This is a genomic window from Bacillus sp. SM2101 (genome assembly GCF_018588585.1).
Classification (GTDB): domain Bacteria; phylum Bacillota; class Bacilli; order Bacillales; family SM2101; genus Nanhaiella; species Nanhaiella sioensis.
The window spans coordinates 1-15856 of record NZ_JAEUFG010000024.1; the positions used below are offsets into that span (position 1 = coordinate 1).

The 15856-nt window shown below is 36.2% G+C and carries 14 protein-coding genes, 8 tRNA genes and 1 rRNA gene; 19 read left to right on the plus strand and 4 right to left on the minus strand.

Translation table 11 applies throughout. The annotated features are described in order from the left end of the window. The 15 genes from rrf to glmM all read left to right on the plus strand — a co-directional run. Positions 1-107: ribosomal RNA gene (gene rrf / locus JM172_RS18640) — 5S ribosomal RNA — on the plus strand; the annotation flags it as partial. Positions 108-114: 7 nt separating this feature from the next. Beyond that, positions 115-189 (plus strand) — tRNA-Asn (locus tag JM172_RS18645). A 1-nt stretch (position 190) separates the two neighbouring features. Beyond that, a tRNA-Thr gene (locus JM172_RS18650) sits at positions 191-263 on the plus strand. A gap of 16 nt (positions 264-279) precedes the next feature. Continuing rightward, a tRNA-Glu gene (locus JM172_RS18655) sits at positions 280-354 on the plus strand. 1 nt (position 355) lies between these two features. Continuing rightward, positions 356-431: transfer RNA gene (locus tag JM172_RS18660), tRNA-Val, on the plus strand. A gap of 11 nt (positions 432-442) precedes the next feature. Next, positions 443-518: transfer RNA gene (locus JM172_RS18665), tRNA-Thr, on the plus strand. A 13-nt stretch (positions 519-531) separates the two neighbouring features. Continuing rightward, positions 532-616, plus strand: a tRNA-Tyr gene (locus tag JM172_RS18670). Between the two features lie 17 nt (positions 617-633). Continuing rightward, positions 634-708: transfer RNA gene (locus tag JM172_RS18675), tRNA-Gln, on the plus strand. 17 nt (positions 709-725) lie between these two features. Continuing rightward, positions 726-798 (plus strand) — tRNA-Lys (locus tag JM172_RS18680). Between the two features lie 169 nt (positions 799-967). Next, positions 968-1870 (plus strand): arginase, encoded by a 903-nt coding sequence (gene rocF / locus JM172_RS18685; RefSeq protein WP_214483942.1) that lies wholly within the window; start codon positions 968-970, stop codon positions 1868-1870. A 295-nt stretch (positions 1871-2165) separates the two neighbouring features. Beyond that, positions 2166-2729 (plus strand): RNA polymerase sigma factor SigW, encoded by a 564-nt coding sequence (sigW, locus tag JM172_RS18690; RefSeq protein WP_214483887.1) that lies wholly within the window; start codon positions 2166-2168, stop codon positions 2727-2729. A 17-nt stretch (positions 2730-2746) separates the two neighbouring features. Beyond that, a complete protein-coding gene (locus tag JM172_RS18695; RefSeq protein ID WP_214483888.1) occupies positions 2747-3373 on the plus strand; it encodes an anti-sigma factor family protein in 627 nt (208 codons plus the stop codon). A gap of 412 nt (positions 3374-3785) precedes the next feature. Continuing rightward, on the plus strand, positions 3786-4607 hold the full coding sequence (gene cdaA / locus JM172_RS18700; protein WP_214483889.1) for a diadenylate cyclase CdaA: 822 nt from the start codon (positions 3786-3788) through the stop codon (positions 4605-4607). After that, complete coding sequence (locus JM172_RS18705; protein WP_214483890.1) at positions 4600-5865, plus strand: CdaR family protein; 1266 nt, start codon at positions 4600-4602, stop codon at positions 5863-5865. The genes cdaA and JM172_RS18705 overlap by 8 nt, the downstream gene beginning before the upstream one ends. Positions 5866-5908: 43 nt before the next feature. Continuing rightward, positions 5909-7255, plus strand: a complete 1347-nt coding sequence (gene glmM / locus JM172_RS18710; protein WP_214483891.1) for a phosphoglucosamine mutase — start codon at positions 5909-5911, stop codon at positions 7253-7255. A 347-nt stretch (positions 7256-7602) separates the two neighbouring features. Here glmM and JM172_RS18715 read toward each other — a convergent pair whose 3' ends face one another. After that, on the minus strand, positions 7603-7746 hold the full coding sequence (locus tag JM172_RS18715; protein WP_214483892.1) for a hypothetical protein: 144 nt from the start codon (positions 7744-7746) through the stop codon (positions 7603-7605). Positions 7747-7785: 39 nt separating this feature from the next. Here JM172_RS18715 and glmS point away from each other — a divergent pair, with 39 nt between their 5' ends. Together glmS and JM172_RS18725 are read left to right on the plus strand one after the other, a co-directional pair. Beyond that, a complete protein-coding gene (glmS, locus tag JM172_RS18720) occupies positions 7786-9588 on the plus strand; it encodes a glutamine--fructose-6-phosphate transaminase (isomerizing) (protein ID WP_214483893.1) in 1803 nt (600 codons plus the stop codon). A gap of 614 nt (positions 9589-10202) precedes the next feature. Further along, a complete protein-coding gene (locus JM172_RS18725) occupies positions 10203-10559 on the plus strand; it encodes a winged helix-turn-helix transcriptional regulator (protein WP_214483894.1) in 357 nt (118 codons plus the stop codon). 48 nt (positions 10560-10607) lie between these two features. On the opposite strand, the gene JM172_RS18730 is transcribed toward JM172_RS18725, so the two are convergent. The 3 genes from JM172_RS18730 to JM172_RS18740 form a co-directional block, all read right to left on the minus strand. Further along, positions 10608-11135, minus strand: coding sequence for an NAD(P)H-dependent oxidoreductase (locus JM172_RS18730; protein WP_214483895.1), 528 nt, complete (start codon positions 11133-11135; stop codon positions 10608-10610). Between the two features lie 700 nt (positions 11136-11835). Continuing rightward, complete coding sequence (locus tag JM172_RS18735; RefSeq protein WP_214483896.1) at positions 11836-12561, minus strand: hypothetical protein; 726 nt, start codon at positions 12559-12561, stop codon at positions 11836-11838. 262 nt (positions 12562-12823) lie between these two features. Further along, the gene (locus JM172_RS18740; RefSeq protein ID WP_352223829.1) at positions 12824-13768 is read right to left on the minus strand and encodes a BMQ_0737 family morphogenetic spore coat protein; all 945 of its coding nucleotides are present in this window, start codon (positions 13766-13768) and stop codon (positions 12824-12826) included. Between the two features lie 210 nt (positions 13769-13978). Between JM172_RS18740 and JM172_RS18745 the strand changes: the two genes are divergently transcribed. Together JM172_RS18745 and JM172_RS18750 are read left to right on the plus strand one after the other, a co-directional pair. After that, positions 13979-14350, plus strand: coding sequence for an S-Ena type endospore appendage (locus tag JM172_RS18745; RefSeq protein WP_214483898.1), 372 nt, complete (start codon positions 13979-13981; stop codon positions 14348-14350). A 528-nt stretch (positions 14351-14878) separates the two neighbouring features. Beyond that, entirely contained in the window at positions 14879-15505 is a 627-nt protein-coding gene (locus JM172_RS18750; RefSeq protein WP_214483899.1) for a collagen-like protein, read from the plus strand. Positions 15506-15856: the final 351 nt, after the last annotated feature.

Genomic DNA, 15856 nt, shown 5'->3' on the forward strand with positions numbered 1-15856 from the left:
GATGGCGAAGAGGTCACACCCGTTCCCATACCGAACACGGAAGTTAAGCTCTTCAGCGCCGATGGTAGTTGGGGGTTTCCCCCTGTGAGAGTAGGACGTTGCCAGGCTCATTGTTCCACAGTAGCTCAGTGGTAGAGCTATCGGCTGTTAACCGATCGGTCGCAGGTTCGAATCCTGCCTGTGGAGCCATGCTTCCATAGCTCAGCAGGTAGAGCACTTCCATGGTAAGGAAGAGGTCACCGGTTCAAGCCCGGTTGGGAGCTTACAATGAGAAGTATTGGCCCGTTGGTCAAGTGGTTAAGACACCGCCCTTTCACGGCGGTAACACGGGTTCGAATCCCGTACGGGTCACCACGGAGGATTAGCTCAGCTGGGAGAGCACTTGCCTTACAAGCAAGGGGTCGGCGGTTCGATCCCGTCATCCTCCACCATTAAATATTAAGCCGGTGTAGCTCAACTGGTAGAGCAACTGACTTGTAATCAGTAGGTTGGGGGTTCAAGTCCTCTCGCCGGCACCATCTATAAACATATGGAGGGGTAGCGAAGTGGCTAAACGCGGCGGACTGTAAATCCGCTCCCTGAGGGTTCGGCGGTTCGAATCCGTCCCCCTCCACCATGTTTTTTGAATAATAATGGGCTATAGCCAAGCGGTAAGGCAACGGACTTTGACTCCGTCATGCGCTGGTTCGAATCCAGCTAGCCCAGCCACTTTAGTTTTTTGTTTTGAGCCATTAGCTCAGTTGGTAGAGCATCTGACTTTTAATCAGAGGGTCGGAGGTTCGAGTCCTCCATGGCTCACTCTTAAGACGATATCTTTTTGATAGGTAAAAATACATACTACCAGAAACATCTAAATCATGTGATTTAGATGTTTCTTTGTATATATATACAAAATGTTGTTAAGTTGAATCATTGATGCTATTACAGATAAAATATAAGTATAGTCTAGAAGGGGGAAAATGTTGTGATGAAACAAGTATCAATAATTGGGGTACCTATGGATTTAGGACAAATGCGTAGAGGGGTAGATATGGGACCTAGCGCGATTCGTTACGCAGGTGTTACAGAAAGACTTGAGAATTTATCTTATGAAATAGAAGATTTAGGGGATATTGAAATTGGTAAACCTGAGAGAGCAAATGCTATCGTTGAAAATCATAAACTCCGAAACTTGAAAGCGGTTGCTGAAGCGAGTGAACGTTTAGCAGATAAAGTCCAGGGGGTAATTAAAGAAAAACGTTTTCCATTAGTTCTTGGTGGAGATCACAGTATTGCCATTGGAACATTAGCTGGAGTTGCGAAGAGTTATAATAATTTAGGTGTGATATGGTACGATGCTCATGGAGATCTAAACACAGAGGAAACCTCTCCGACAGGAAATATCCATGGAATGCCGTTAGCAACAAGTATGGGTATTGGTCATAAGACCTTAACAGAGATAGCAGGATATACTCCAAAGGTTAAACCTGAAAATATCGTTATTATTGGTGCAAGATCACTTGATGACGGAGAAAAAGAACTTATTAAAGAAAAAGGTATAACTGTTTATACAATGCATGAGATTGATCGTTTAGGTATGGCTAATGTTATGGAGCAAGCTATTAATTACCTTAAAGATCGTACTGATGGTGTACACTTGTCATTAGATTTAGATGGCTTGGATCCTCATGATGCTCCAGGTGTAGGCACACCAGTAATTGGTGGGATAAGCTATCGTGAGAGCCATTTAGCAATGGAAATGTTAGCAGAAGCAAATATTATTACATCTGCTGAATTTGTTGAAGTAAACCCTATACTTGATGAAAGAAATACTACAGCTACTGTTGCAGTAGCATTAATTGGCTCGCTATTTGGAGAAAAACTACTTTAATGAAAGATGTATGGACTGTGTTTTTAGGTGGAGTGAAATCTCCACCTAATTTTATTAGGAAACACGTTGACTATAGATAATATAATATATTAGAAATGATTGCTTACTATAAACTCTCTCTTTATTACGAACTTTCCCTTCCTATATCATCGAATTTTGTAATCCTCATGGAAATTATACTATTTTAAACACACCCTTCCTTAATTTTGTTAAAATATTTATATGCATATTTTGAAACCTTTTATAAGTTAGAGACGTAAATAAGCTAGCCGCATGGAGCGGGGGTATGAATGATATGGAAACAATTGTTAAAAAAAGAATAAAACAAGTTATTAAAGGAGATCAAAACGCATTTGCAGAAATTGTAGAAATTTATAAAGATAAAGTATTTCAATTATGCTATAGAATGCTCGGAAATCGTCATGAGGCTGAGGATATTGCCCAAGAAGCTTTTATTCGTGCATATACAAATATTCAAAGCTTTAATCAAGATCTCAAATTCTCGACTTGGTTATACCGAATTGCTACAAATCTTTCAATTGATAGAATTAGGAAAAAGAAACCAGACTATTATTTAGATGCAGAAGTTTCTGGAACAGACGGGCTGACTATGTATTCTAATGTAGCTGCCGATGAAGCTTTGCCTGAAGAAGAGCTTGAGAGACTAGAATTACATGAAACCATCCAAGGTGAAATATTGAAGCTTCCAGAAAAATATCGTACAGTCATCGTATTGAAATATATTGATGAATTACCTTTGAAGGAAATTAGTAAAATATTGGATTTACCTATAGGTACCGTAAAGACACGGATTCATCGTGGTAGAGAAGCATTAAGAAACCAACTTCGAAATGTATAATGAAGGGGTGATTAAAAATGAAATGTCCTGAGAACATTGTTTATTTAATGCATGAATATTTAGATGAAGATATTTCACTAGAAGATAAAAACTTGTTAATTGATCATGTGAAAAGTTGTGAAGACTGTGAGGCGCACTTCCATGAACTTAAAAAATCAATTGCGCTCGTCCAAAGTATTTCACATGTAGAGGCACCTAGCAATTTCACAAATAACGTCATGCAAAGTTTGCCTAAAGAAAAACGATCAGCTGGCGCAAGGCGTTGGTTGAGAAATCATCCTTTTCTAACAGCGGCATCGCTTTTTATCGTCTTAATGGCAGGTAGTATTTTTTCAAACTGGACAGAGGATGACCAGTTTTCTGTATCTAAGCAACCGAATCTAATTATCCAAAACACTACTGTGACCGTTCCAGAAGGTGAAATAGTTGAAGGGCCAGTCATTGTAAAAAATGGTACGCTCAAAATAGAAGGGGAAATTAACGGTGATGCAACAGTGATTAATGGAGATCAGTATCTTGCTTCTGCTGGTAATGTTACGGGCGAAATTAAGGAAATTAATGAATTATTTGAATGGTTATGGTATCATCTAAAGGATATTGCAAAGGATACAGTAAATCTATTTGACCAAGATCAGTCAAAGTAGATACAGAATAATGAGGGTCATCTTAATAAAGATGCCCTTTTTTTCTAAGGTTGTTTTCGCAGTAATTGTTGGTTTGTGCAATAAGAGCTAAACGCGAATACCTCTAAGCGAGGGGCATCTTTTCTCCTCTAAAACTATGTAAACCATATAATATTCACCATTTACTCAAATTAAAGTAGAAAAAGGAACAAGGTTTACGAAAAGAGCGTCTATTTTTTTATGAAATGAAGGCCCCATATAGCTTTTTTGTAAATTTCACGTTGGCTACAACGTTTGCGAAAAAACTTAATACTAATAATAATATATAATACATTATTTTAGGTTTAATTAGGTTTGGTATGATATATGCTATAATAGTCATATTTATATAGAAGAGTAAGTCAAGTACTTGAATAATGGAGGAAGTGTGAGAATGTCTTCAGAGGGTCTCTCAATCTTTAATTATCTAGGTATTATCGTCGATATTCTCGTTGTTTGGTATGTTATCTATAAGCTAATAATGGTCGTACGAGGAACGAGAGCTGTACAGCTTCTCAAAGGAATCACTGTTATTATAACCATTCACATATTAAGTCAGTATTTAGGCTTAAAAACGTTAGGATGGTTAATGAATCAAGTGATAACATGGGGATTTTTAGCTATCATTATTATTTTTCAGCCTGAGCTCCGTCGTGCACTAGAACAATTAGGACGAGGTAGATTCTTTTCAAGAATTACGATTAATGAGGAAGAAGAACAAGCAAACTCGATTGAAGCCATTGTAAAAGCTACAGATTATATGGCAAAACGTCGTATTGGCGCTTTGATTACGATTGAGCGTGAAACAGGGATGAGCGATTATATTGAAACAGGAATACCACTTCATGCTAAGGTTTCTTCGGAATTGCTTATCAATATTTTTATCCCAAATACACCACTTCATGATGGCGCAGTCGTGTTACAAAATAATCAAGTATCTGCAGCTGCGTGTTATTTACCATTGTCAGAAAGTCCATTTATATCTAAAGAGCTTGGAACGAGGCATCGAGCAGCGCTAGGTGTGAGTGAAGTAACGGATAGCCTTACGATCGTTGTTTCAGAAGAAACTGGTAGTGTTTCTCTAACTAAGAATGGTGAATTACATAGAGATTTAACACAAGATTCTTTTCGAGAACTTCTTACAAATGAACTAAAACCAACTCAAAACCAAGCTACTTCTACTCGTTGGCAATGGAGGTGGCAAAAAAATGGATAGGTTCATGAACAATCGGTGGTTTATGAGGATTATCGCCCTGTTATTGGCGTTGATGTTATATATGTCTGTCTATATTCAGGAACAGAAAGAGCAGAGTGATGGAAGCCTCACACTCCCTCTTTTTGATGATTCAACTGAAATATTAGAAGATATACCTGTTGAGGTTTTATATGATCAAGAGCGATTTGTTGTAACAGGTGTTCCTCAATCAGTTGATGTGAGATTAGAAGGGCCAACAAGCAAAGTTAAAACGATAATAGCGCTAAGAAATATAAAAGTTTACGCTAACCTAGAAAACAAATCAGAGGGTAATTACTTAGTAACGCTTGAATATGAGAATGTGGATGATAAGGTAAACGTTACATTTGAACCCACATCCCGATATGAGGTAGCATTGCATGAAAAAGTAACGCAAGAATTCGCTATCAAAGTGGATTATAACGAATCTTTAGTAACAGAAGGGTATACTGTAGAAAACTTGGTACCTGAACCTACTATAGTCTCCATAACAGGGGCAAAAGAAGAGGTTGAAAGAACTGCAATCGTAAGAGCTTATATTGATTTACAGGATGTTATTGATGATGTAACGCTTGAATCATCAGTGACAGTACATGATAAAGACGGGCAACCATTAAATGTGGAGGTTGAACCAGCAAACATTAGTGTTGGGGTCTCTATTATAAGTCCAAATAAAGTAGTACCCCTTAATTTTATAGAAGAAGGAACATTACAAGGTATATACATCAAGAACATTGAAATGGTTCCGGATAAAGTAACAGTCTATGGACCGAAAAACGTCATTGATAGTATTACGAAAGATGATGTCATCGACATTCCTATCGATCTTAATAGTATAACTAAAGATGAAGAAATCATCATCCCTATTAAGCTTCCTGAAGGAGCTACGAAAATAGACCCTGTAGAAGTGAAGGTTGCGATTGATGTAGAAGAAGAGGTTACAGAAACTTTTATCGATATACCGATCGTTTCTGAAGGGTTAGGAGAAGGCTTAGCCCTAAGCTTTTCTGACCTAGAAAACGGAGCACTAGATATAACGGTAACAGGTAGAAAGAGCTCTATTGAAAATATAAGCAACAGTAATATTAAAGTAACGATTGATGTAGCAAATTTACCTGTAGGAGATTTTGAAGTACCTGTTGAGGTGTCTATTTTAAATGAAGAAGGCATTGAGCCAGTTGATATTTCTTTGGAAATACCTATAGAAAATGTGAAAGTTAATATATCTGGTATTGAGTAAATATATAAACGGTAATTGTCCTAAAAAGGAGCGAATAAAGGAAATGAGTAAATATTTTGGTACAGATGGAGTGCGCGGGGTTGCTAATAGTGAGTTGACGCCTGAATTAGCATTCAAAATTGGTCGTTTTGGAGGGTATGTCCTAACAAAGGATGAAGAACGTCCTAAAGTTCTTATCGGGAGAGACACCCGTATTTCTGGTCATATGCTTGAAGGGGCTCTTGTCGCAGGTCTACTATCAATTGGAGCCGAAGTGATGAGATTAGGAGTTATCTCTACACCAGGTATTGCTTACTTAACGAAAGCGCTAGGTTCTCAAGCAGGTGTAATGATTTCTGCCTCTCATAACCCTGTTCAAGATAATGGGATTAAATTCTTTGGTCCTGATGGATTTAAATTGTCAGATGAACAAGAAGCAGAGATAGAAGAATTGCTGGATCGACCTGAAGATGAGTTGCCACGTCCAATCGGAGGCGACTTAGGGCAAGTGAATGACTACTTTGAAGGTGGACAAAAATATTTACAGTTTTTAAAACAATCTGTTGATGAAGACTTTTCTGGCATACACGTCGCACTTGATTGTGCGCATGGTGCTACTTCATCATTAGCACCACATCTTTTTGCTGATTTAGAAGCAGATATATCAACGATGGGAACTTCACCAAATGGTGTGAATATTAATGATAACGTGGGCTCAACACATCCAGGAAGTTTGTCAGATCTCGTTAAAGAAAAAGGGGCTGACCTTGGTCTTGCATTTGATGGTGATGGAGATCGTTTAATTGCTATTGATGAGAACGGTGATATTGTTGATGGTGACCAAATTATGTTTATTTGTAGTAAATATTTGAAAGAGCAGGGACGCCTAAAGCATCAAACAGTCGTTTCTACTGTAATGAGTAATATTGGTTTCTATAAAGGATTAGAAGAAATTGAAGTACAAAGTATACAAACAGCGGTAGGTGACCGTTATGTTGTCGAAGAAATGAAGAAAAATGGTTATAGCCTAGGTGGAGAACAATCAGGTCATATAATCTTTTTAGACTATAACACGACTGGCGATGGTTTATTAACAGGGATTCAGCTCGTTAACATTATGAGAGCAACACAAAAGCCATTGTCTCAACTAGCGAATGAAATGAAAAAGTTTCCTCAGCTACTAGTGAATGTGAGAGTTACTGATAAAAATAAAGTGCTAGAAAATGATAAAATCAAACAAGTGATCGAATCTGTTGAGCGTGAAATGAATGGAAATGGTCGAGTTCTGGTCCGTCCATCTGGTACTGAACCACTCATTCGTGTGATGGCAGAAGCATCGACAGAGGAATTGTGCCAAGAATATGTTGAACGCATTGTTGCTGTCGTGAAGGAAGAGACATCAGAGGTATAAACTTGCTAAACGTTTGAAGAATATGTGTACAAGTTCGCTCTTAATAATAGCTGAAAACACCCTCACAAGAAATAGATATGTGTGGGTGTTTTTAGTATGCTATCTTGCTCATGGGCAGCTTAACTAACACGTAATGTGTTTATCATGCATATTTTATAAATAGAGCAATAGCTTAAGATTAGAGGTCAGTGGTGAAAATATACAGTTAAATTTGACGATACGAATGGAAATCATGTAAGATATTAGGTATAGCTTTATTCAAGGACAGAAAGGTAGGGTAGGAAAACGACATATTTAAGCGCCTGAACTAAGTAAAGGACGAACAACTTAGTTGACGAGGAGGAGGTTTATCGATTTATCGGCGGATACCTCCCGGTTGCACTGATTACGACCGCAAGCATATACGAAAACAAAGAGGTGACTTTTTGCACAAGCGTATGTGTATAATCAGCAAAAAAAACAACTTGGCAAGGGGGCGAGTAAGTCCCCATACTTCCTTGCCCCCTTATTATTAGGGAGGACGAAGAAACATGTGCGGAATTGTAGGATATATTGGTCAACAGGATGTAAAGGAAATTTTATTAAAAGGGCTTGAGAAACTCGAGTATCGTGGTTATGATTCAGCTGGAATAGCAGTAGTAAATGAATCTGGTGTACACGTATTTAAAGAAAAGGGACGAATTGCTACATTACGAGAAAATGTAGATAGTCAAGTAGACTCATCGATGGGGATTGGCCATACAAGATGGGCTACACATGGTGTACCTAGTAAAACTAATGCGCATCCTCATCAAAGTGCATCTGGTCGATTCACGTTAGTGCATAATGGTGTAATAGAGAACTACTTATTGTTAAAGAATGCATATTTACAGAATATTACTTTGCAAAGTGAAACAGATACAGAAGTTATTGTCCAAATGATTGAGCAATTTGTCGTTGAAGGTTTATCTGTAGAAGAAGCCTTTCGTAAAACAATGAGTGCACTGAAAGGTTCATATGCGATTACAATGATAGATGCAGAAAATGATGAGACGATTTATGTAGCCAAAAATAAAAGTCCATTATTAGTTGGAGTCGGTGACAACTTTAATGTTGTTGCAAGTGATGCAATGGCGATGTTACAAGTAACAGATCAGTTCATCGAATTAATGGATAAGGAAATTGTTATCGTTACGGCGCAGCAAATGGTTATTAAAAACTTACAAGGTGTCGTCAAAGAACGTGAGCCATTTACTGCAGAGCTTGATGCGAGTGATATAGAAAAGGGAACATACCCACACTATATGTTAAAAGAAATCGATGAACAGCCACTTGTTGTGCGCAAAATTATTCAACAATATCAAGATGACCGTGGAAAATTGGCTATTGATCATCATATTAGTGAGGCATTAGACGAAGCAGATCGCATTTATATTGTAGCTTGTGGCACGAGTTATCATGCCGGTTTAGTCGGAAAACAATTTATTGAAAGAATGGCTAAAGTACCAGTTGAGGTACACGTAGCAAGTGAATTTTCTTACAATATGCCACTGTTATCGAAAAAACCACTGTTTATTTTTATATCTCAAAGTGGTGAAACAGCCGATAGTCGAGCTGTCCTTGTCCAAGTGAAGGAACTTGGTCATAAAGCCTTAACGATTACAAATGTACCGGGATCTACACTATCACGTGAAGCGGATTACACATTATTGCTACATGCTGGACCTGAAATAGCAGTTGCATCAACAAAAGCATATACTGCCCAAATCGCTGTACTGGCGATATTAGCTGCAGTAACAGCTGAACGAAAAGGTGAACGCTTAGATTTTGACCTTGTGACAGAGCTTGGAATGGCTGCAAATGCAATGGAAGTGCTATGTAATGAAAAAGAAGAATTTGAACAAATTGCACGCGAGTACTTGTCAACAACGAGAAACTGCTTCTTTATAGGTCGTTCAATAGACTATTATGTAGGACTTGAAGGTGCACTTAAGTTAAAAGAAATCTCATACATCCAAGCAGAAGGCTTTGCTGGCGGAGAGTTAAAGCATGGAACAATTGCCCTTATTGAAGACGGTACTCCTGTCATTGCACTTGCCACGCAAGACCTTGTCAACTTAAGTATTAGAGGAAACGTAAAAGAAGTCGTTGCACGTGGTGCTAACCCTTGTATTATCACTATGAAAGGTTTGGAGAGTGATGATGATCGTTTTGTCATCCCTACTGTTCACGAGCTACTCACACCACTCGTATCAGTCATTCCTTTACAACTTATTTCTTATTACGCAGCCCTACACCGCGACTGCGACGTTGACAAACCTAGAAACCTTGCCAAATCAGTAACTGTTGAGTAGGATTGATTAAATTTTAGAAAAGAGTTTTCAAATTACAGCTTAGCTTTATTAGTATAATATTGGATGGTCGAATTCGAACAATGATTTTATAATAAAAAACTGGTTAGTTATAGTGCTAACCAGTTTTTTTGCATATATTTGAAAATGTAATCAAACAAGTCTATGTTTTAGCGCGTTTGTGAAACAAAAAGTAAAAGGGATGGTACAGTAATGGACATGTGTAGAATGTATTATCCTTATTTTTAGACTTTTTACTATTTAGATCTTGATTATTGTTACTACAACTGAATTTTTTCCGACTCTTTTAATCATTGTTAAAAACAGAAGGTGAAAAGGCCATATCAATACTTAAATTGCCATTCAAGCTCCAGAGACTGGACTTTAGTATCATATATCTACGTGAAAAAAGTAAACAAATAAAGAGCCAAGCTAAGCTTGATCAATCGGTTGTTGTTGCGGAAGAGGGGTTATAAGCACTTAAATAGCTTAGCATTGTAAATCCACATGTTCGGGACTGAACCCCTATTTGATGAATAATGAATAATGACTATGATATATTATTAAATATAGCTACTTAGAGGATGTACTATTTGATCAGAAGGAGGATATAAGTTGTGAGTGAAACATGCGTTCCAACTGGTGTTGAGTTAAAAAGTACTGATTTTGGTTATACACTGTCATTGATAGGCGGTAAATATAAAATGATTATTATGTATTGGCTTTTTGAAAATAAGGTTATGCGTCATAATGAGTTGAAAAGGTGTATTGCTACAATTCCATTTAAAACGTTAAGTGTCATGTTGAAAGAGCTTGAAAGAGATGATCTTATTATACGAAAAGAGTTTCCCCAAATACCTCCAAAAGTTGAATATTCATTATCTGAACGAGGACTTTCCCTCATTCCGTTATTAGATATGATGTGCGAGTGGGGAGAGAAAAATCGTTTGTCAGTCTCCGAAGTTGGCAAGTAGGAGTTATAACAAAAAAAGTATTCTCTGAATTAGAGAATACTTTTTTTGTTATATTGCCTTAAGAAATTCTAGAAAATCATGCGCACTTTGTTCAATTTCACTCTTCGATGGTTCATATTCTGCGCCATAAAACGCAAAGAACGAACGATAATCTGCTTTGCAATATAAAGCAGTTGTTTTAAATGGAACTAAAATCTGTTCAAGTGTGAATTGATATCTTCCATTATCACTGTAATCTTCATTTCTTATTCCGGCAGATACAGCAAGAGCAAGCTTACGACCTTGTAAATTATCTCCTTCTGGACCAAAGGCCCATCCGTGAGCTAAAACATCGTCCATCCATTGTTTAAGAAGAGGTGGGCAATTAAACCAAAAGATAGGAAACTGAAAAATAAGATTTCCATGAGATTCAACCAATTTTTGTTCTTTTTCTACATCTATTTTCCCATCAGGATAAACTTTATATATCTCATGGATAGTATATTGTTCAGGGTGTTTTTTTAATTCTTCAACCCATCTATTATTAACAACGGATGTTTCTATATTTGGGTGTGCTATGACAACAAGAGTCTTCATGTCATCCTCCTAAATTTTATTTATTTTAACCTCGGAATTTATTATAAACTCAACAGCACATATTATGTAAGTACGCACAATTAGTACAGGTACTTACCTAAAGGTAAGTATTATTGATCTTACCTTCTTTGTGAGAGAGGTGGTTTTTCAAAACGGAAGTCACCCTCAAGGTAAATACAAATTATGTTTGTTTGAATCTCCTACATGATGAGACATCACTCCTAGACTGTGACACCATATGATTGTTCCATCTTTTAGTATCACAAAATGATACCCAATTCCAGGCCATTCTAAAACTCAGTCTTAACCTAGTGTTGGATTAAATCATTAAAAGATAAACTTTATTTGTATAATATTGAATGATTGAAGTCGAACAATAATTTTGTAATAAAAAACTGGTTAGTTATAGTGCTAACCAGTTTTTTTGCAGTATTTGAGAATGTTATTAAACATATCTATTTTCTATTAGATAGATCATACTAAATTTCAAAAACTCATTATAGTTTCATTTAATTATTAATCCGATAGAAAAATTTGTTTTCAATTATAAAGAATGAACATCCTTTCGAAAGCATAAATCCGTTGTGTAGGCTAAAGAAAAGATAATGTACTTCTTGTAAGTTAAATTAATTAAATGGAGACAATCCACCGCTAAATTAACTAATGGAGAACATGAGGTGTGTATATATAGAAACAAAGTTTATTTAGCTTTGTTTGAACCTAGTAATGTACATATTGTGTATACCAAATTAACAACCTCATCAGAAGCGTTATTTACATTAATCTCCACTACATCCTCAAAGGGGATAGTTATTCCTTGGTCACTATTTACCATAATAGGTATTGTAACTCCTGTTTGAAGTTCAAAATTTAAAGTGATAAGTTCTGAAACATCTCTTAACGAAATCATTCCTGTTTTTCCTATATTATTCGGTGAGTTTTGGTAAATGATGTCCGGTTGTATTTGATTAGGTTCTATTTGAGTACTCAGAACTGGATTAGTTTGTGAACATAATATTTCACAACAATTGTCTTTTGCATCTAATAATGTACAAATTTCGAATGAGTATTCTCCAGAAAATTCTTCTGTTGTACTTGCTTCAATTCTTATCATATCTTCAAAAGATATTGTTTGAATTTCTTCTGGGTTTATGGTGATATCTGGAGGTGAGGGTCCGACATGAGGTACTAAGGTTAAATTTATAGGTCCATTTCCTCCGTTAGGGATATTATGGAATGTAAGCATCCCTGTTTTACCAATATTATCTGGGATTGCTTCATAAATAACTCGCGTTGTATTTATTGGTATAATACCAGTAATATTTGGAGAATTTATATCTCCTTGAGAACATAACTGTTTACAACATTTTGCTTCTTTTCTTGTACAGCATGAAAATCCTGTGTAGCCTGAGACTATTGGTTTCATTTTATCATCTACCTTAAAAATATATTTTAATACATTATTTTATGGAATTATTTATAAGAAAAGTGTGTATGTTTGTCCTAATTTGATTCATGATATTGGTACATTTCAAAGAATTACAGAACTTCATACATGTATGTTTAAAGATCTTGAAGAGGAAAAGGTGGAGAAGAATAATATAATATCTTTATATTTACTATTAATCTATAAAGTGGTTTCTGAATCAATTCAGACAGTCAATAGAATAAAGAACTATTTGCCCCCACTAAAAAAACGGGCAAGCTGGGGGCTCGGATTCAACTTGACAAATTTCTTCCGGTATCACATTATCTCGTGGATTACATTGCTCAGCTAGTATTTTTAGTTTGACCGCTCCTGTTACTTTTATGTTTTGGCAAATATCAAGTCTTATAAATAACTCAAAACAGTTAGGTACTTTTAAAGATGGAACAAGGAAAGCTTCACATATAACATCATCAATTTTACAGTCAACGGTTGTGCCAACAGGTGCACATAATAAAAAGGTTTCAATTTCACAAAATGGAAATACTCTACAAGTACTTTCCTCTCCCTTTTTATTAAAAATTACAACTGTTACAAAGCCTTGTTTTAAAACAACTACTTTTTGTAATGTAGTTGTTTTCCCATTAGGAAGTTTGACGATTACTTCTTTTCTGTTTTTAGGGTTGGAAAGTTCTTTACACTTAATAAAACAGAAACTGTGTGGCTCTAGTCGTTTTCCATAACTGTCTGAAATAAAACATTTTACGTTCTTAATGTCGATTTCATCACCAGTAGGTTTGTGCTTAATATTTAATTTCAGCTCACCTTTACAAACTCCTTGTTCCCCTGTTTCATTGCGACAAAGAACTTCAATTGACTTCATATCAGCAAATGTTGCACAAAATTCTTGTCCCTCATTAATAATATTAATTTCTTCTCCATTTACGAACACTACTAATTCACCGTCACAACCACTTTGGAAAAAGATAGAGAAATTACCCGTCACATTTTCCACTCCGATGCTCTTCCAGACTGTAAAGGGGCTGCCACTATTACATGGAACACTGAAATCACAGCATACACAATCTTCAAAGAGGTTGTCTTTAATATCAATCGCTTCTTTAATCGTTATTTTAAGCAAGGGAGTAATCCAATCGAATACTTTGTTGGCTTCTATACAGTGTTTTAGTTGATTATTAAAAGACATAGACACAATGTGTTCTCACCTCTCTTTTCAAATTTTTCTTAGAGTTTAACAATAATTTATGTTATGTAAATTTTTCACTCTACGTGCTGAATATATAACCCATATCACTTTGCTAACAAAATAAGGGCCTCATCAGTTAGAAATATACCTATACCAAAAGCTGTATAACTGCATTAACTATTATAAATAATGGTTGAGGGGGTGAAATTTGTGTCATGTTCATGTAAAGATAAAAAAGGTGTTCACAAAGATTGTTGTTTTTCATGCTGTTCTACAAGTGAATTTTTTCAAGATCAATCCTGTTGTAACTTCACATTAACAGCTAATGCAGTTCAAGAAGTTTATGTAACGAATGTATTGGTTACAGCTACTGGAACCATCTCAATCACTGCAGGTCAAGTTGCAACATTTATAGTAATGTTCAGAAGAGGTGCAACTGTCGTTGACTCAGTAAACGTATTCGCTGACAGCTGTGTCGCGTTCACCGTAACTGATTTTGATAATATTCAAGTTACTGCACCAGCACTTGATAATCCTGCTTCTGGTGAAATTTGTATCACTCCTAGATATAAACTTCGTTAATAGAAAATATGAATTTGACCATTGATAATGCTAGAGGGCTCTACCATATAGTTTTATATATCTTTCCAATAGTACGTAAAAATGTTTAAGTTTATCCCGATACAATTTAAGGTTTTTTCAATATTTGTGTTTTACCCCCTTATTTTAGTGAAAGCACTCAAATATGGGTGCTTTTATAATTTAAATTAATTTTCCATTTGTTTTGTTAAGGCTCTTTTCGTAAACTTTGTTGCTATTTTGATTAAAAATGGACAGTTTGACGAGTTTTAGGAGTGCTCAATAATTGTTTAAATAGAAAAGATGCCACGAATGCTATATGTTTACGTGCTTATATCTTTGAACGAAAAGCAACAATCAATGCGAAAACAGCCTTTGTTAAATACAACACTAAAACTCTTGAAAAATGAATTTATAAAATCAGGAAATGAATGATACATACACACATATACAGTTAATTGAGACTACACACACGTCTATACATGCTAATTTCAATCCTCATAATATAAAGAAAAAAATGAGGTGAAAATGATGTATAACGATGAAAAAGATAACGTTTGTAACAGCTATAAGATCATACCGCCACCACCACAAGGAAAACAGGGGCCAGAAGGACCACGTGGGCAACAGGGATCACAAGGACCGAAAGGAGAACAAGGACCGCAAGGAGAACAAGGACTGCAAGGAGAACAAGGACTGCAAGGAGAACAAGGACTGCAAGGAGAACAAGGGCTGCAAGGAGAACAAGGACTACAAGGGGAACAAGGACTGCAAGGAGAACAAGGACTGCAAGGAGAACAAGGACCGCAAGGAGAACAAGGACTGCAAGGAGAACAAGGACTACAAGGGGAACAAGGGCCACAAGGAGAGCAGGGACCGCAAGGAGAACAAGGGCCACAGGGGAATAATACGGGCAGTCAGGTCGTCCTTTTGCAATCATTATTGGCAACAAAGAGCAATATCGAAGCGGTTGTGGAAAAGGAAGTCTCCAAAATAAGTGATTTATACAACGTTATGAAGTTTGAAGAACAGCAGAAATTATTAGACGAAACATTAAAGATGATTGATGAAAAGCTAATGGTGTTGCTGAATCAAAGTATGGAAGCAAAGAAACAAGCCGTAGCCAAGAAAAAAAAATGGTGGAAATTTTGGTCATAAACATTCTATAATTGCACACAAAATTATCATTAAAAATGAGCACTATTTTATCCTAGTTATCTTGAGCTTTCCTATGTAACTATGGGGTGTGTATGTGACGATTATTGACTAAATGCTTTTAAATGAAATTATCTTTTTTTTATGTACTATGCTGCGTATAGATATTATAAATATAAAACTCCGTGCTAGAGCAAGCGATTGACTAGGTGGAGCTACAATCCCATCCAGTAATAGACTTTGTACCCTGTCCTAGAAATTGTGGGCAGGGGAATATTAGAGGATAATTAATCCAAATGTTCTTTATAAAATCTGTGCGTAACCTTTGTTGCTTTTTCGCTTACATTATAGGAC